The organism is Stenotrophomonas sp. 71799_Sma (assembly GCF_056482505.1).
On record NZ_CM151202.1, the window covers coordinates 4797804 to 4815000 of the forward strand.

Annotated in this window: 12 protein-coding genes and 2 rRNA genes (1 of these 14 running past the window's edge); 6 read left to right on the forward strand and 8 right to left on the reverse strand. The window is 65.4% G+C overall.

The annotated features are described in order from the left end of the window. Positions 1–211: 211 nt before the first annotated feature. Positions 212–2287 carry a glycine--tRNA ligase subunit beta gene (gene glyS, locus ACZK4Z_RS22110; protein ID WP_125893293.1) on the reverse strand — a complete coding sequence of 692 codons (2076 nt, stop codon included), beginning with the start codon at positions 2285–2287 and terminating at the stop codon, positions 212–214. Positions 2288–2374: 87 nt separating this feature from the next. Next, entirely contained in the window at positions 2375–3286 is a 912-nt protein-coding gene (glyQ, locus tag ACZK4Z_RS22115) for a glycine--tRNA ligase subunit alpha (RefSeq protein WP_006403404.1), read from the reverse strand. A gap of 83 nt (positions 3287–3369) precedes the next feature. On the opposite strand from glyQ, the gene ACZK4Z_RS22120 reads away from it, so the two are divergent. Genes ACZK4Z_RS22120 through ACZK4Z_RS22130 form a run of 3 tightly spaced genes read left to right on the forward strand, consistent with a single transcriptional unit; the run spans position 3370 to position 6885 of the window. Next, positions 3370–5205 (forward strand): GspE/PulE family protein, encoded by a 1836-nt coding sequence (locus tag ACZK4Z_RS22120; protein ID WP_049424290.1) that lies wholly within the window; start codon positions 3370–3372, stop codon positions 5203–5205. Continuing rightward, on the forward strand, positions 5177–5923 hold the full coding sequence (locus tag ACZK4Z_RS22125) for a glutamine amidotransferase (RefSeq protein WP_478451085.1): 747 nt from the start codon (positions 5177–5179) through the stop codon (positions 5921–5923). The genes ACZK4Z_RS22120 and ACZK4Z_RS22125 overlap by 29 nt, the downstream gene beginning before the upstream one ends. Before the next feature lie 50 nt (positions 5924–5973). Further along, on the forward strand, positions 5974–6885 hold the full coding sequence (locus ACZK4Z_RS22130) for a BPSS1780 family membrane protein (RefSeq protein ID WP_043399673.1): 912 nt from the start codon (positions 5974–5976) through the stop codon (positions 6883–6885). A gap of 85 nt (positions 6886–6970) precedes the next feature. Here ACZK4Z_RS22130 and tatC read toward each other — a convergent pair whose 3' ends face one another. From tatC to ACZK4Z_RS22150, 4 genes are all read right to left on the reverse strand, one after another. After that, complete coding sequence (gene tatC / locus ACZK4Z_RS22135; RefSeq protein ID WP_032128455.1) at positions 6971–7720, reverse strand: twin-arginine translocase subunit TatC; 750 nt, start codon at positions 7718–7720, stop codon at positions 6971–6973. After that, positions 7717–8214, reverse strand: a complete 498-nt coding sequence (gene tatB, locus ACZK4Z_RS22140) for a Sec-independent protein translocase protein TatB (protein ID WP_125893289.1) — start codon at positions 8212–8214, stop codon at positions 7717–7719. Before tatB ends, tatC begins: the two co-directional genes overlap by 4 nt. Positions 8215–8229: 15 nt before the next feature. Beyond that, a complete protein-coding gene (gene tatA / locus ACZK4Z_RS22145) occupies positions 8230–8457 on the reverse strand; it encodes a Sec-independent protein translocase subunit TatA (RefSeq protein ID WP_032128453.1) in 228 nt (75 codons plus the stop codon). Positions 8458–8532: 75 nt separating this feature from the next. Continuing rightward, positions 8533–9426 carry a lipid-binding SYLF domain-containing protein gene (locus tag ACZK4Z_RS22150; protein ID WP_100469988.1) on the reverse strand — a complete coding sequence of 298 codons (894 nt, stop codon included), beginning with the start codon at positions 9424–9426 and terminating at the stop codon, positions 8533–8535. 165 nt (positions 9427–9591) lie between these two features. Between ACZK4Z_RS22150 and hemH the strand changes: the two genes are divergently transcribed. The 3 genes from hemH to ACZK4Z_RS22165 all read left to right on the forward strand — a co-directional run bounded on the left by hemH (position 9592) and on the right by ACZK4Z_RS22165 (position 13801). Then, positions 9592–10554 (forward strand): ferrochelatase, encoded by a 963-nt coding sequence (hemH, locus tag ACZK4Z_RS22155; protein ID WP_125893287.1) that lies wholly within the window; start codon positions 9592–9594, stop codon positions 10552–10554. Next, the gene (locus ACZK4Z_RS22160; RefSeq protein WP_032128450.1) at positions 10551–11405 is read left to right on the forward strand and encodes an alpha/beta fold hydrolase; all 855 of its coding nucleotides are present in this window, start codon (positions 10551–10553) and stop codon (positions 11403–11405) included. The genes hemH and ACZK4Z_RS22160 overlap by 4 nt, the downstream gene beginning before the upstream one ends. Positions 11406–11695: 290 nt before the next feature. Continuing rightward, the gene (locus tag ACZK4Z_RS22165) at positions 11696–13801 is read left to right on the forward strand and encodes a methyl-accepting chemotaxis protein (RefSeq protein WP_125893285.1); all 2106 of its coding nucleotides are present in this window, start codon (positions 11696–11698) and stop codon (positions 13799–13801) included. 453 nt (positions 13802–14254) lie between these two features. On the opposite strand, the gene rrf is transcribed toward ACZK4Z_RS22165, so the two are convergent. Both rrf and ACZK4Z_RS22175 read right to left on the reverse strand, forming a co-directional pair. Next, a 5S ribosomal RNA gene (rrf, locus tag ACZK4Z_RS22170) occupies positions 14255–14369 on the reverse strand. A 128-nt stretch (positions 14370–14497) separates the two neighbouring features. Beyond that, a 23S ribosomal RNA gene (locus ACZK4Z_RS22175) occupies positions 14498–17197 on the reverse strand; it runs 180 nt beyond the window's last position.

Sequence of the window (17197 nt, forward strand, 5' to 3'; positions counted from 1 at the left end):
TGTTAAGTGGCGGTCAAAATACGCGCCTTTGTGGCGATCGTCGTGATCGCAGCCGAGGATGCCGGCATCGTGCGCGATGCCGGCAATGACCCCGATGGACATCCGCCAGCGGTGATCCGGTAGTGCCGGCCGCTGGCCGGCAACCCACAGACCGATCCGATGCGCGGTGGCAATGCCAGTAGATCCACGCCATGCGTGGATGGGCCGCCAATCAGCTCGACAGATGCTCGATCGCTGCCACCTTGCCCAGCCGCTCGCCCAGCATCGTCAGCAGCGCCAGGCGGTTGCCACGCAGCGCCGGATCCTCGGCATTGACCATCACGCCATCGAAGAACGCGTCGACCTGCGGGCGCAGGCGTGCCAGGCGCGCCAGCACAGCCACATAGTCCTTGTGCTGCAGGCTGGCGCCGGTGTCGTCGATGGCCGCGGTGACCGCTTCAGCCAGCGCGCGCTCGGCGTCTTCCTGCAGCAGCGCCGGGTCGATCTGGGCCGGGATGTCGCCTTCGGCCTTGCGGAGGATGTTGCGGATGCGCTTGTTGGCCGCAGCCAGCGCCTCGGCTTCCGGCAGCGCGGCGAAGGTGCCGATCGCATCCAGGCGGCGGCCGAAGTCGTACAGCGAGGCCGGCTTCAGCTCGGCGACCGCGTTGAAGTGCGTGGCCGGCACGCCCTTGTCGGCGTAGTAGCCCTTCAGGCGGTCGAGGATGAAGTCGTACAGCTCGCCGACGTCGGCCTGCACGTTGCGCGCGGCCAGGCCGGCGTTGGCGCTGGCCAGCAGCGCGCGCAGGTCCAGCTCGAAGCCGCTTTCGATGATCGTGCGGGCCAGGCCCAGCGCGTTGCGGCGCAGGGCGAACGGGTCCTTGTTGCCGGTCGGCTTCAGGCCAGCGGCGAAGCCACCGGCCAGCGTGTCGACACGTTCAGCAATCGCCAGCACCTTGCCCAGCGGCGATAGCGCGATGTCGTCACCGCCGAAGCGCGGCTGGTAGGCCTCGTCGATGGCCAGCGCCACCTCCTGCGATTCACCACCGGCCACGGCGTAGTGGCGGCCGGCGATGCCCTGCAGTTCCGGGAATTCGTTGACCATGCGCGACTGCAGGTCGTTCTTGGCCAACTGCGCGGCCCGCTTGGCCTGCGCGGCGTCGGCGCCGACCTGGGGGGCGATCACTTCGGCCAGAGCGGCCACGCGCGCCACCTTGTCGGCCACGCTGCCCAGCTTGGCCTGGTAGGTCACCGTCTTCAGGCCGTCGCCCATCGACACCAGGCCCTGCTTCAGGTCCTCGTCGAAGAAGAACTTGGCATCGGCGAAGCGCGGGCGGATCACGCGCTCGTAGCCCTTGGCCACTTCGGCCACGTCCTTCGATTCGATGTTGGCGATGCCGATGAACTTCTCGGTCAGGGTGCCAGCGGCATCCAGCACCGGGAAGAACTTCTGGTTGATCTCCATCGTCTCGATCAGCGCTTCCTGCGGCACCGCCAGGAACGCGCGTTCGAAGCTGCACAGCACTGCCGACGGCCATTCGACCAGGTTCACCACCTGTTCCAGGTTGTCGTCGGTGATGCGGGCGCTGCCACCGGCCTTGGCCGCAGCGGCCTCGACCTCGGCGACGATGCGCGCGCGGCGCTCGCTCGGGTCGACCAGCACGAAGGCGGCGCGCAGGGCTTCAACGTAGTCCTGCGGCTGGGCCAGCGACACGGCCTGGTCGTGGTGGAAACGATGGCCGCGGCTGACACGGCCGGCCTGCAGGCCGAACAGCTCGGCCTCGACCACGTTGGCACCGTGCAGCAGCACCAGCCAATGCGCCGGGCGCGCGAAGCCCCAGGCGTGGTCGCCCCAGCGCATCGGCTTGGGAATCGGCATCGCCGCAATCGCCTCGCGCAGGATCTCCGGCAGCAGGCTGGCGGTGCTCGCGCCCGGGGTCACCGCGCGGTGCACGAAGCGCTCACCCTTGTTGTCGGTGGTCTTTTCCAGCGCGGTCCAGTCGATCCCGGCCTTGGCGGCGAAGCCCTGCAGGGCCTTGGTCGGCTGGCCTTCGGCATCCAGCGCGATGTTCAGGTACGGGCCCAGCACTTCGCTGTGCTGTTCCGGCTGTTCCAGGCCGACGCCCGGCAGCAGCACGGCCAGGCGGCGCGGGGTCGACAACGGGCGCGCATCGCCCAGTTCCAGCGCGACGCCGCGCTTGCGCAGGCCTTCGACGACACCGTCGAAGAACGCCTGGGCCAGGCCCGGCAGCGCCTTGACCGGCAGCTCCTCGGTGCCCAGTTCGATCAGCAGGGGGGACAGTTGGCTCATCGGTTCGATCCTGTGGTGGGGGCGCAGCGCGCAACGCGTCCGGCGCCCCGGGTAGTGGGTGAAAAGCGGGTCGGTGCAGGAAGGCCGTCAGGCCTTCTTCGCACCCGGGAAGCCCAGCTTCTCGCGCTGCTCGTAGTACGCCTTGGCCACCGCCTGGGCCAGCGCGCGCACGCGCAGGATGTAGCGCTGGCGCTCGGTCACGCTGATCGCGCGGCGCGCATCCAGCAGGTTGAAGGTGTGGCTGGCCTTCATCACCTGTTCGTAGGCCGGCAGCGGCAGGTTCACTTCCACCAGCTTCTGCGCTTCACGCTCGCAGGCATCGAAGCGGTGGAACATTTCTTCCACGTCGGCGTATTCGAAGTTGTAGGTGCTCTGCTCCACTTCGTTCTGGTGGTACACGTCGCCGTAGGTCACCGGCTGGCCGTCCGGGCCGTAGGTCCAGACCAGGTCGTAGACGTTGTCGCAGTTCTGCAGGTACATGCACAGGCGTTCGAGACCATAGGTGATCTCGCCCAGCACCGGGCGGCACTCCAGGCCACCGGCCTGCTGGAAGTAGGTGAACTGGGTCACCTCCATGCCGTTGAGCCAGACTTCCCAGCCCAGGCCCCAGGCGCCCAGCGTCGGCGATTCCCAGTTGTCCTCGACGAAACGCAGGTCGTGCACCAGCGGATCGATGCCCAGTGCCTTCAGCGAATCCAGGTACAGCTGCTGGATGTTGTCCGGCGCCGGCTTCATCGCCACCTGGTACTGGTAGTAGCGCTGCAAACGGTTCGGGTTCTCGCCGTAGCGGCCGTCGGTCGGGCGGCGCGAGGGCTGCACGTAGGCCGCGTTCCAGCTCTCCGGACCGATCGCACGCAGGAATGTGGCCGGGTGGAAGGTACCGGCGCCCACCTCCAGGTCGAGCGGCTGGATGAGCACGCAGCCCTGCTGGGCCCAGAACTGGTTCAGGGTCTGGATCAGGCCCTGGAAGGTGATCGGAACGGTCGGGGTCGCGGACATGCGTACGAGTCTTGGCCGGCAAGGGGGTGCGTTAGTATAACGGCCGACCTGCGGGGCATTCCGTACCCGGGAGGAGCAGGCAGATGGAACATCGGCTGCCGGTGGGCACGCCCGGCGAGGCTGGCGGCGTACCGCTGCCGTGGGGACGGCTGCAGTTCGAGCAGATTGCCGCGGCCCTGATCGCCGATGGCCTGGTGGCCGAGCAGGACCGCGAGCGCATGCGTTTTTCCGCGCAGGGCGCACGCAACGCCAGTGAAGTGCACCCGCTGGTGCTGCTGTCCAACCTCAAGCTGGCCGCCAACGGCGGTGGCGAACTGACCCTGGAGCGCCTCACCGAGTGGCTGGCGCAGCGCACCGGCAGCCGCTACCTGCGCATCGACCCGACCCGGGTCGACGTCGCCGCGGTCACCGCGCTGGTCTCCCATGCCTACGCGCGCCGCCACCGTTTCCTGCCGTTGGCGGTGGATGCCGAGCGCGTGCTGGTGGCCACCAGCGAGCCACTGGTGCAGGAATGGCGCCGCGACCTGCAGCACCTGACCCGCCGCCGCATCGAGCTGGCGGTGGTCAACCCGCTGGACCTGCACCGCTACACCATGGAGTTCTACGGGGTGACCCGCTCGGTGCGCGGCGCCCGTGGCGACGTGCGTGGCGAAGCCAATACCACCCTGCCCAGCTTCGAACAGCTGGTGGAGCTGGGCCGCACCGGCGACGTCAATGCCGACGACCAGCACATCGTGCATATCGTGGACTGGCTGCTGCAGTACGCCTACGAGCAGCGCGCGTCGGACATCCACCTGGAGCCGCGCCGCGAAATGGGGCGCATGCGCTTCCGCATCGACGGCGTGCTGCACAAGGTGTTCGAGGTACCGCCGGCGGTGATGACCGCGGTGGTCAGCCGCATCAAGGTGCTCGGCCGCATGGACCTGGCCGAACGCCGGCGCCCGCAGGATGGCCGCATCAAGACCCGTTCGCCGGGCGGCCGCGAGGTCGAGATGCGCCTGTCGACCATGCCCACCGCCTTCGGCGAGAAGTGCGTGATGCGCATCTTCGACCCTGATGCCGCCTTCAAGAGCATCGACCAGCTCGGTTTCAGCCCGCAGGAGGCGGCGGGCTGGAATGCGCTGGTGGAGCGTCCGCACGGCATCGTGCTGGTGACCGGCCCGACCGGCTCGGGCAAGACCACCACCCTGTATTCCACGCTGAAGCGGCTGGCCACGCCGGACGTGAACGTGTGCACGGTGGAGGACCCGATCGAGATGATCGCGCCCGAGTTCAACCAGATGCAGGTGCAGACCAACATCGACCTGGATTTCGCCAGCGGCGTGCGCACGCTGCTGCGGCAGGACCCGGACATCATCATGATCGGCGAGATCCGCGACCTGGAAACCGCGCAGATGGCGGTGCAGGCCTCGCTGACCGGCCACCTGGTGCTGTCCACCCTGCATACCAACGACGCGCCCTCGGCGGTAACCCGCCTGCTCGACCTGGGCGTGCCGCACTACCTGCTGGCCAGCACCCTCAACGGCATCCTCGCCCAGCGACTGGTGCGCACGCTGTGCCCGCACTGCAAGCAGCCGCACAGCCTCGGCGCCGCCGACTGGGCGGTGCTGGCTGATAGCCATGCCGCATATCCAGATGCCGCCACGCCCTGTCGGCCGGTCGGTTGCCTGGAGTGCCGGCGCACCGGATTCCTCGGCCGCATCGGCCTGTATGAGTTGCTGCCATTGGGTTCGCGGCTGCGCGGGCAGATCCGCGCCGACATGGATCTGGCCGGTTTCAGCCGGGCTGCGCGGGCTGAAGGGCTGCGAACCCTGCGCCAGGCCGGTCTTGAAAAGGTGGCGCAGGGGCTGACTACAATCGAGGAAGTCCTGTCAGTGCTGCCGCCCCCGGATGAACCCAGCCCCGTTCCTGATCCTTGAAACCGGCCGCCCGGTACCCTCGCTGCGCCGCTACGGGCGCTTTCCGCACTGGATCCGCGTCGCCGCCGGGCTGGAAGAGCACGAGACGGTGGTGGTCGATGTCGAACACGGTGGCGCCCTGCCCCACCCACATGCCTTCGCTGGCGTGCTGGTGACCGGCTCGGCCGCCTTCGTCACCGACCACGCCGAGTGGAGCGAGCGCAGCGCCGCATGGCTGCGCCAGACCGCCCACGACGACCTGCCGGTATTCGGCATCTGCTATGGCCATCAGCTGCTGGCGCACGCGCTGGGTGGCGAGGTGGCCTACAACCCGGCCGGGCGCGAGTCCGGCACGATCGAGCTGGAACTGCAGCCGCAGGCCGCGCAGGACCCGCTGTTCCAGGGCCTGCCGCAGCATTTCGCCGCCCATGCCACCCACCTGCAGACCGTGCTGCGCGCCCCGGAAGGTGCCGAAGTGCTGGCACGCTCGCCGCTGGACGGCTGCCACGCCTTCCGCTGGGGCCGCCAGGCGTGGGGCGTGCAGTTCCATCCGGAATTCGCCACCCACCACATGCGCGGCTACGTGCGCGCCCGCGCCGACTGCATCGGCCGCCACGGCGGCTGCGCCCGCAGCATCGAGCGCGCGGTCAGCGCCGCACCACTGGCCCGCCAGCTGTTGCGCCGCTTCGTCCGCCAGGCGCGGCTGTCTTCAGCCCAGCCGGTGGCAAAACAGGGATAATCGGCGGCACGGGCAGCCGCCCGGCCCCCTCCTGTCCTTCCCGGATGTCCATGAAAGAGATTCGCAAGCTGCCGGCCTCGGCGGGCGCCCAGTGGTTGCTGGATACGTTCTCCCTGTACCGGCGTGCGCCGCTGCAGCTGGCCCGGATCGGCCTGACCTGGCTGCTGGTGAGCTGGGTGGTGACCCTGCTGTCGACCTTGATTCCCGGCGCCGCCGGCATGGCAGTACAGCTCATGACCCTGGCCATTTCGCCGATCATGTTCGGCGGCATGCTGTATGCCGTGGGCGAGATCGACGAAGGCCGCCCGGGCCTGGCCTCGCACCTGCTGCAGCCGATCCGCGACCACCGCGTCAGCCACCTGCTGGTGCCGCTGGCGATCCAGGTGCTGGCGGTGCTGCTACTGGGCGCACTGTTGTTCATGATGATCGGCCGCGAGGGCTTCACCGCCTTCAGCGAGGTCATGACCAAGATGGAAGAAATCAGCCGCAGCGGCCAGCAGATCAAGCCGGACGACGCGGCCGCGCTGGTCGCCAACCTGCCGGCCAAGCGCATCGCGCTGTGGATGCTGCTGGTGTTCCTGAGCGCGGTGGCGCTGTCGCTGGCGATGTTCACCCAGCCGGCGCTGGTGGTGTTCGACAAGCAGAGCGGCATGCATGCGCTGCGCCTGAGCCTGCAGGGCTGCATCGAGAACATCGGCGCGATGTTCGTGTTCGCCGCGCTCGGCCTGATCGCCGCGTTCTGCATGTACATCCTGTTCGTGATCGTGATCCAGATCGCGATGCTGATCGGTGGCCCGCTGGCTGCGGCCTTCATCGCCCAGCTGGTGCTGACCACGGTGCTGATGCCGCTGTATGTCGGCGCGGTCTACGCCGCGTGGAAGCAGATGTTCGTGCATCGCGGCAGCCGCGCGGCCCCACCGATCCCGACCACGCCGACCTCAAGCGACGTGTTCCACGCCTGACGGAAAAAGGGGACGGAGGGGATTAAGTCGTTAGCTGCACACACTGGGCATAGACGACTTAATCCCCTCCGTCCCCTTTTTTCTTTCAGGCGGCGGGTTTCTTCACTACCGATGACGGCACCAGCCAGCGTGCGGCGTGGATGCCCAGTTCGTAGAGCAGGCACATCGGAATCGCCAACATCAGCTGCGAGACCACGTCCGGCGGGGTCAGCACTGCGGCCACCACGAAGATGCCGACGATCGCGTAACCGCGGCCTTCCTTGAACTGCTGCGGCGTCACCCAGCCCAGCAGCACCAGGATCACCATTGCCACCGGCAGTTCGAAGCTGCCGCCGAAGGCAAAGAAGATCGCCAGCACGAAGTCCAGGTAGGCGTTCGCATCCGGAGTGATCGCGATCACGTCCGGGCTGAAGGTGGTGAGGAAGTGGAATACCGCCGGCAGCACCAGGAAGTAGGCGAAGGCACAGCCGGCGTAGAACAGCAGCACCGACGACACCAGCAACGGCACCGCCAGGCGCTTCTCGCGCGCATACAGGCCCGGGGCAACGAACGCCCACAGCTGGTACAGCAGCCACGGCACCGCCACGAACAGGGCCACGAAGAAAGTCAGCTTCAGCGGGGCGAAGAACGCACCGGCCGGGTTGGTGGCGATCATCGTCTGCCCGTTCGGCAGCTGCGAGACCAGCGGTTCGGCCAGCGCGTTGTACAGCTTCTGGGTAAACGGCAGCAGCGCCAGCAGCACCACGCCCAGGCCCAGCAATGCGCGCACCAGGCGGCCGCGCAGTTCCACCAGATGTTCGACCAGCGAGCTTTCGCCGAAATCCTGTTCACTCATGGATGACGCTCCGTGCTCTGCGTCGGCGGCGTCGGGCCGGCTTCAGGGGACGTGGCAGGAACGGCCCCTGAAGAAACAGCGCCTTCCGTAGCAGCCGTGGTCGAAACCGGCCCGCCATCCTGTGCCGGCGCTTCGGTCTCGGCCGGCTGGCTCAAATGTGGCGGCAGATCGGCCTGTGCGGGTGTACGCACTTCCTGCACCAGGTCATCGCCCTGCTGCTGGGCCTCCTGCGCTTCGCGACGGATCGCTTCACCGCTGGCGCGCAGCTGGTTCTCGGTGTCCTGCATGCCCTGGCGCACGTCCTGCATCTGCCGCTTGATGTCCTCGGCCTGCAGTTCGCGCTCCAGTTCCTGTTTCACCGAATCCCACTGATTACGGGCACGTCGCACCCACAGGCCGGCGAAGCGGGCCGCCTTGGGCAGGCGCTCGGGACCGAGCACCACCAGGGCGACCACCGCAATCACCAGCAGCTCGCTGAAGCCGATATCAAACACCGCGACCGCTCCGGATCAGCGAGCGTTACGGTCGTGCTCGTCCTGCGCGGCGCGCGAGGCGTCCTGGCTGCGCGATTCATCGCCCAGCTGCGCGTTCGGCTTGTCCTCGTCGCGCATGCCCTTCTTGAATTCCTTGACCGCCGAACCGAGATCCTTGGCGCCACTGGTCAGGCGCTTGGTGCCGAACACCAGCAGGACGATGGCCAGCACGACCAACCAATGCCAGATGCTGAAACTGCCCATAAAGACGCTCGTTACGTTAGTGATCAGGCTGTCGAGCATAGCGCACCGGGTGTTAGCCGGCGCGCGTGACGAAAGTCAGTTTCCGCCCAGCGTTTCCGTGCGGATTTCGCCGTCGTTGACCGGCTGGAAGCCCTGCTGCTGCGGCGGCGGGTTCTGCGGCACGTTCTGCAGCGGTGCGGTAGTGGCTTCGGCCGGGGCGGCCGGCGCTGCCTGAACAGGCGCCGGAGCAACCGCCGGGGCCGCTGCCGGGCGCGGCGCGCTACCGCCGTTGCCGTTGCGGTTGTTGCGCGCGGCGTAGGTGGCCTCTTCCAGGCGGTCGCGGAACGTGACCACATCCATCGACGGCGAACCGGCCGCGCGGCCTTCGAAGATCATGCGCGGCGTGGTGTTGCTGCCGTAGGCGTCCAGATTGGCGGCATCGTCGATCTGCAGCACCGCACCATCCAGAGCGACACCGGCGAACAGGCCGCGGGCGCGCGACCAGGACCAGATTTCGGCCTTCAGCTGGCCGTCGGTGGCGGCGGCGGCATTGCGGCCGACCGGGCCGGCGGCGACACCCGCATCCGCGCCCAGCGTGAACTTGCCGTTGACCAGGTTGTCCAGGCTGCGGTCGTTGCGGAACACCAGCACCACATCGGAGGACTGCACGCCGGCCTGGAAGCCGATGCTGCCGCCGGTGAGCTTCACGAACACCGGATTGGACCAGGCACCGTTGGGCATGCGCACGGACATCAGGCCGTGGCCACGACGACCGCCAATGACCAGACCGGCCTTGATCGTGTCGGGAATGACGATGACCGCGCGGCCTTCGTCGAGCAATTTGTCCGGAATGCCCTGTTCAGGGATTTCCTGGATTTCAGCCAGCACGCGCACGGCATTGCGGGCACGCTGGTCTTCCTGCGGTCCGGCCATGGCCTGGCTGGACAGCAGGCTGGCGGCGATCAGCAGGGCTTGGATCGGGCGACGCATGGCAGGCTCCAGAAGTCAGTCCATAGGAAGATATAGCAAGTGACTGAAATTAGTAGTGTTGTCATGAATCCCCAATGAGCGTTCCCTGCTCACATTGATGCGCGCTATGCCTGCAATCCGAACCCTGCATCCCGGCGCGGCACCGGATCGGCGACAATACCGCTCATGCTCGACGCACCCGATACCGCCGTGCTGGCGGTCAACCTAGGCACGCCCGAGACGCCGACGGCCCCCGCCGTACGCCGTTACCTGGCTGAATTCCTGTCCGACCCCCGCGTGGTCTCGATCCCGGCACTGCTGTGGCAGCCGTTGCTGCGCGGACTGATCCTGCCGCTGCGCAGCAGCCGTTCAGCGGCCAAGTACGCCCAGGTCTGGCTGCCGGAGGGCTCTCCGCTGATGGTGCATACGCGCCAGCTGGCGCAGGCCATGCAAGCGCTGTTGCCGACCCTGACGGTGCGCCATGCAATGCGCTATGGCGAACCAGCGCTGGCCAGGGAACTCGACCGGCTGGCGGCCGACGGTGCGCGCCGCATCGTGGTGCTGCCGCTGTACCCGCAGTACTCCACCACCACCACCGCCTCGGTCGAAGACCGCGTCGATGACTGGCAGCGCCGCAATCCGGGCGTGACCGTCAGCCTGGTGCGCGACTATTCGGTCGATCCGGGCTGGGTCGACGCCGTTGCCGGCTCGATCCGCCGCTACTGGGAACAGCACGGTCGTGGCCAGAAACTGATGTTCTCCTTCCACGGCATTCCGCAGCGTCTGGCCGATGCCGGCGATCCGTATCCGCAGCGCTGCGAGGCCAGTGCGCAGGCCATCGCCAAGGCGCTGGAGCTGGGCAGGGACGACTGGCAGATGGGCTATCAGTCGCGCTTCGGCCGCGAGCGGTGGCTGCAGCCGTATGCCGAGCCCAGCCTGTGGGCGCTGGCCGAATCCGGCGTGAAGCAGATCGACGTGGTGTGTCCGGGCTTCGCCACCGACTGTCTGGAGACGCTGGAAGAAGTGGCACTGGGCTTCACCGAAACACTGGCCGAGCGCGGCGCGACGATGCGCTACATCCCCTGCCTCAACGCCGAACCGGAGCACGCGCGTGCGCTGGCACGGCTGGCCGTGGCGTCACTGGCATGAGCCTGCAGCCGTTTGAACTCGAGGTCGGTGGCGCGCGCGTCGCCGGCCTGCGCAACTACGGTGATGGCCCGCGCGTGCTGGCCCTGCATGGCTGGCTCGACAACGCGGCCAGCTTCGTGCCGCTGGCGCCGCATCTGTCGTCGTTGCAGCTGGTGGCCATCGACCTGCCCGGCCACGGCCACAGCGCGCATCTGCCGGCCGGTGCCAGCTACACCACGGCCGCCGCCATCTGTCACGTACTCGACGTCGCCGACGCGCTGGGCTGGGACCGTTTCAGCCTGCTTGGCCATTCGATGGGCGCCGGCATCGCCAGCCTCACCGCCTCGGTCAGCGACCGTGTCGAACGGCTGGTGGCGATCGAAGCACTCGGCGGCCTGCGTGGTCCTGAGGAAGAAACCGCCAACCGCCTGCGCGAACATGTAAATGCCACACGCGCACTGGCACGCAAGCAGCTGCGCGTGTTCCCCGACCTCGCCGCGCCGATCCGCGCGCGGATGATGACCAACCAGCTCAGCGAGCGCTGTGCACGGCTGCTGGTCGAGCGCGGCGTGGAGCCGGTCGAAGGTGGTTACCGCTGGTGCAGCGACCCGCGCCTGATGCTGCCCACTGCGATCCGCCTCAGCGAAGGCCAGATCGACAACCTGCTGCAGGCCATCGCCTGCCCGACGCAGGTGATCTACGCCACACCTGCGCAGTCGTACTATCCCGAGCCGATGCGCAGCGATCGCCTGCAGCACCTGCGCGATGGCCGTCTGGCGGTGTTTGCCGGCAACCATCACCTGCACATGGAAGACCCGGAACAGATCGCGGGCGTGATCCTGCACTTCTTCAGCAACGGCAACGCCGGCTGAGCAAACGTATCCGCGCGCTTCACTCCGCGCGTTTGCGGCCGATACATCAGTTGCGGGCCCCTGCGTCCGCAGCACGCAGGTCCGGTCGGGCCTGCGGCGTGTGTCTGGTTCTGCAAGGAAGTCCGCATGCCCGCTCTGCTGCACCGTCACCCACAGGATGTGGCCACGGTGTCCCGTCTCCGCGTCGCTGATCGCGCCGCATTCCCCGAATTCCCGGCTCGCGCCCTGCACACGCACTCCTGCGTGTGCCGCGGCGTGGCTGTTGTCGTTTGCTGATCCAGGAGTCGCCGATGTCCGTTGCATCTTCCCGTCCCCCCGATACCGCCCGCATGCCGCATCTGCAGCAGCTCGCGCACCGCGCTGACCGTCGACTGCTGATCGGCAGCGCGGCGTTGGCTGTGGCTGGCCTCGTGCTCGCCCTGCGTGGGCCCCACGTACCGGGCGCTGCGTTGGCCGCGGCCGCCGTACTGCCCGCCCTCTGGCTGGCCGGTCCACAGGCGGGCCGGGCCGTCGCCCGCAATGGCCAGGCATTGCTGTTGTCGCTGCAGCTGGCCTTGTTGTGCGCGATCGTCAGCCTGTCACCGGCATTGCCGATTGCGCTGTTGCTGGGCGTGCTGCTCAGCCACCGCGATCGCCTGCCGGTATGGCTGGCCGGTGGTGTTGGCACCCTCGCCCTGCTGGTACCGCTGCTGCACGGCGCAGCCGTGGGACCGACGTTGCTGCAGGCGGGCCTGTTCGCCAGCCTGACCGTGTTCCTCGGCCAGGTCGCGCTGCGCCTGCGCCAGCAGACCGAGGCGCTTGGCCACGGCCCACGCCGCCTGGCGGCACTGGCGCGCGATATCGCGACGGGCACCGATCTGAGCGCACATGCGGATACCGCGGCCTATGCACCCGGTTCGCTGGCCCATGCACTGGCCGATACCGCCCGCCACGTACAGGCGCAGCGTGGGCGCGAGGCTGACGCGCATGCCGAGAATGCGCAGATCCGCCAGGCGCTCGACGCCTCGCGCACCGCGATGATGATTGCCGACAACGACCACGTGATCCGTTACGTGAACCGCTCGGTGGTGGCCCTGCTGCGCAACCAGCAGGCAACACTGCGCCAGGCCTTCCCCGACTTCGACGCCGAGCGCCTGGTCGGCAGCAGCATCCACCGCTTCCACGCCAACCCGGACCGCATCCGCGCGATCCTCAATGGCCTGCAGGTCACGCACAACGGCAAGGTGCAGATCGGCCCGGTGCACTTCGCGCAGGTGGTCACCCCGGTGTTCGATGCGCAGGGCGTGCGCCTGGGCTTCGCCGTGGAATGGCATGACCGCACCCATGAACTCTCGCTGGAAAACGCCGTGGCCGGCATCGTCGCTGCGGCAGCGGCCGGTGATCTCGACCAGCGCCTGCAGGCCACTGAAGGTGCCAGTTTCCTCGATGGGCTGACCGGTGGCATCAACCAGCTGCTCGATACGCTCGGCAGCACCGTCAACGAAGTGCGGCAGATGCTCTCGGCACTGGCCAATGGCGATCTGGACCGGCGCATGCACGGCGAGTATCACGGTGCTTTCGCTGCCATCCAGCGCGATGCGAATGCCACGGCCGGTCAGTTGGCACGCATGGTCGGTCGCATCCAGGAATGTGCGGCGTCGATCAGTACCGCCGCCAGCGAGATTGCCGCCGGCAACGGCGCGTTGTCCGAGCGCAGCGAGCGCCAGGCCGCGCACCTGCAGGAGACCGCAGCGTCGATGGAGGAACTCACCGCCACCGTGCGCCAGAACGCCGCCCACGCGCGTGAGGCCAGTGCGTTGGCAGCTTCCACGCAGAGCGCTGCCAGTGACGGCAACACGGCCATGCAGCGGGTGGTGAATACCATGCAGGCCATCGAAGGTGCTTCGAAGCGGATCGGCGACATCACCGGCGTCATCGACGGCATTGCCTTCCAGACCAATATCCTGGCCTTGAACGCAGCCGTGGAGGCGGCACGCGCCGGCGAACAGGGCCGAGGCTTCGCGGTCGTGGCCAGCGAGGTGCGGGTACTGGCGCAGCGCTCTGCGGCGGCGGCCCAGGAGATCAAGAAGCTGATCGACGAAGCCGGCCGCCAGGTGGGTGAGGGTGCCCAGCTGGTAGCTGACGCCGGCCAACGCATGCAGGGCATTGTTGGCGGCGTGGAGGATGTCAGCCACCTGATGCGCGAGATTTCCGCGGCGTCGCAGGAGCAGTCGATCGGCATTGAGCAGATCAACCAGACCGTAGTGCAGATGGATCAGGCCACACAGCAGAATGCCGCGCTGGTGGAGGAAGCCACCGCGGCCGCACGCGAGCTGCAATCGCAGGCGGGTACGCTTACCGAGGCGGTGTCGGTGTTCCGCCAGCAGGAACCGCACGAGGTCTCGCAGGCCGCCTGATCCGGGCCTTCAGTTCGATCCTGATCAAGACGGCGCCCGCAGGGCGCCGTCTTTTTGTTGCGTAGGCCTTGCTGCCAGTAGCTGCCAACCTTGGTTGGCGCCGTGGTTCCTCACGAAGGGCATCCACGCATGGCGTGGATCTACTGGTAGTGCCGGCCGCTGGTCGGCAATCACAGCCACGCGCACTGTCTGGGCCTGCTGCCGGGGTTGGCACCGATCTTTGCAGGGACAGCCCATCCACGCACGGCGTGGATCTACTGTGGGTCCGCATGCCCTCGGTAGACGCCAACCTTGGTTGGCGCTGTGGCTGCCCGCGGAGAATATCCGCGTATGGCCTGGATCTAACGGGCGATGTAACGCCATCGGGTTGCCGGCCAGCGGCCGGCACTACCCGCATTTCGCGCGCACAAAGAAAAACCCCGCTGCGTGAGCAGGCGGGTTTTTGGGTGTAAACCCTGGCGATGACCTACTCTCGCATGGCTTGAGCCACACTACCATCGGCGCAGCTGCGTTTCACTTCCGAGTTCGGGATGGGATCGGGTGGTTCCACAGCGCTAATTTCACCAGGGGAGGCGGTTGGAGCGTCGCCATCCGATACAACTGGATAAGGCGCCTGCCTCTCGTAGTTCTTGTGACGTAGCGTGCACTTGGATGCTCTTACGACGTTGTCGTAAAGCCAAGGCAACTTGAGGTTATATGGTCAAGCCTCTCGGATCATTAGTATCAGTTAGCTCAATACATTGCTGTACTTACACACCTGACCTATCAACCACGTAGTCTACATGGTTCCTTCAGGGGGCTTGTGCCCCGGGAGATCTCATCTTGAGGCGCGCTTCCCGCTTAGATGCTTTCAGCGGTTATCGCTTCCGAACATAGCTACCCGGCAATGCCACTGGCGTGACAACCGGAACACCAGAGGTTCGTCCACTCCGGTCCTCTCGTACTAGGAGCAGCCCCTCTCAAATCTCCAACGCCCATGGCAGATAGGGACCGAACTGTCTCACGACGTTCTGAACCCAGCTCGCGTACCACTTTAAATGGCGAACAGCCATACCCTTGGGACCGACTACAGCCCCAGGATGTGATGAGCCGACATCGAGGTGCCAAACACCGCCGTCGATATGAACTCTTGGGCGGTATCAGCCTGTTATCCCCGGAGTACCTTTTATCCGTTGAGCGATGGCCCTTCCATACAGAACCACCGGATCACTAAGTCCTAGTTTCCTACCTGCTTGATCCGTCGATCTTGCAGTCAAGCACGCTTATGCCTTTGCACACAGTGCGCGATGTCCGACCGCGCTGAGCGTACCTTCGAGCTCCTCCGTTACTCTTTAGGAGGAGACCGCCCCAGTCAAACTACCCACCATACACGGTCCCCGACCCAGATAATGGGCCCAGGTTAGAACGTCAAGCACGACAGGGTGGTATTTCAAGGATGGCTCCGCTGCAGCTAGCGCCACAGTTTCATAGCCTCCCACCTATCCTACACAGACGAACTCAACGTTCAGTGTAAAGCTATAGTAAAGGTTCACGGGGTCTTTCCGTCTTGCCACGGGAACGCTGCATCTTCACAGCGATTTCAATTTCACTGAGTCTCGGGTGGAGACAGCGCCGCTGTCGTTACGCCATTCGTGCAGGTCGGAACTTACCCGACAAGGAATTTCGCTACCTTAGGACCGTTATAGTTACGGCCGCCGTTTACTGGGGCTTCGATCAAGAGCTTCGCCTTGCGGCTGACCCCATCAATTAACCTTCCAGCACCGGGCAGGCGTCACACCCTATACGTCCACTTTCGTGTTTGCAGAGTGCTGTGTTTTTGATAAACAGTCGCAGCGGCCTGGTTACTGCGACCCTCTTCAGCTATAGCTCGCACGAGCCACCAAAAAGGGTGCACCTTCTCCCGAAGTTACGGTGCCATGTTGCCTAGTTCCTTCACCCGAGTTCTCTCAAGCGCCTGAGAATTCTCATCCTACCCACCTGTGTCGGTTTACGGTACGGTCTGCGTAAGCTGAAGCTTAGGAGCTTTTCCTGGAAGCGTGGTATCAGTGACTTCGTCTTAAAGACTCGTCTCGGTGCTCGGTCTTAAAGGATCCCGGATTTGCCAAAGATCCAAACCTACCGCCTTTCCCCAGGACAACCAACGCCTGGTACACCTAACCTTCTCCGTCCCTCCATCGCACTTACGCGAGGTGCAGGAATATTAACCTGCTTCCCATCGACTACGACTTTCGTCCTCGCCTTAGGGGCCGACTCACCCTGCGCCGATTAACGTTGCGCAAGGAAACCTTGGGCTTTCGGCGTGCGGGTTTTTCACCCGCATTATCGTTACTCATGTCAGCATTCGCACTTCCGATACCTCCAGCAGACTTCTCAATCCACCTTCAACGGCTTACGGAACGCTCCTCTACCGCGCATAACAAAGTTATGCACCCCAAGCTTCGGTTCACTGCTTAGCCCCGTTAAATCTTCCCCGCAGACCGACTCGACCAGTGAGCTATTACGCTTTCTTTAAAGGGTGGCTGCTTCTAAGCCAACCTCCTGGCTGTCTGTGCCTTTCCACATGGTTTTCCACTTAGCAGTGAATTTGGGACCTTAGCTGTGGGTCTGGGTTGTTTCCCTTTTCACGACGGACGTTAGCACCCGCCGTGTGTCTCCCATACAGTCCGTCTCGGTATTCGGAGTTTGCAATGGTTTGGTAAGTCGCGATGACCCCCTAGCCATAACAGTGCTCTACCCCCGAGAGGATACATATGAGGCGCTACCTAAATAGCTTTCGAGGAGAACCAGCTATCTCCGGGTTCGATTAGCTTTTCACTCCTAATCACACCTCATCCCCTACCTTTGCAACGGGAGTGGGTTCGGGCCTCCAGTGCGTGTTACCGCACCTTCACCCTGGGCATGACTAGATCACCCGGTTTCGGGTCTACTGCCCGCGACTATGCGCCCTTATCAGACTCGGTTTCCCTTCGCCTCCCCTATACGGTTAAGCTTGCCACGAACAGTAAGTCGCTGACCCATTATACAAAAGGTACGCAGTCACTCCTTGCGGAGCTCCTACTGCTTGTACGCACACGGTTTCAGGTTCTATTTCACTCCCCTCTCCGGGGTTCTTTTCGCCTTTCCCTCACGGTACTGGTTCACTATCGGTCGGTCAGTAGTATTTAGCCTTGGAGGATGGTCCCCCCATGTTCAGACAGGGTTTCACGTGCCCCGCCCTACTCGTCTTCACTGAAATGGCCCTTTCAGATACAGGGCTATCACCTTCTATGGCCGCTCTTTCCAGAGCGTTTTCCTAGAACCAAATCAGCTTAAGGGCTAGTCCGCGTTCGCTCGTCGCTACTTACGGAATCTCGGTTGATTTCTTTTCCTCTGGTTACTTAGATATTTCAGTTCACC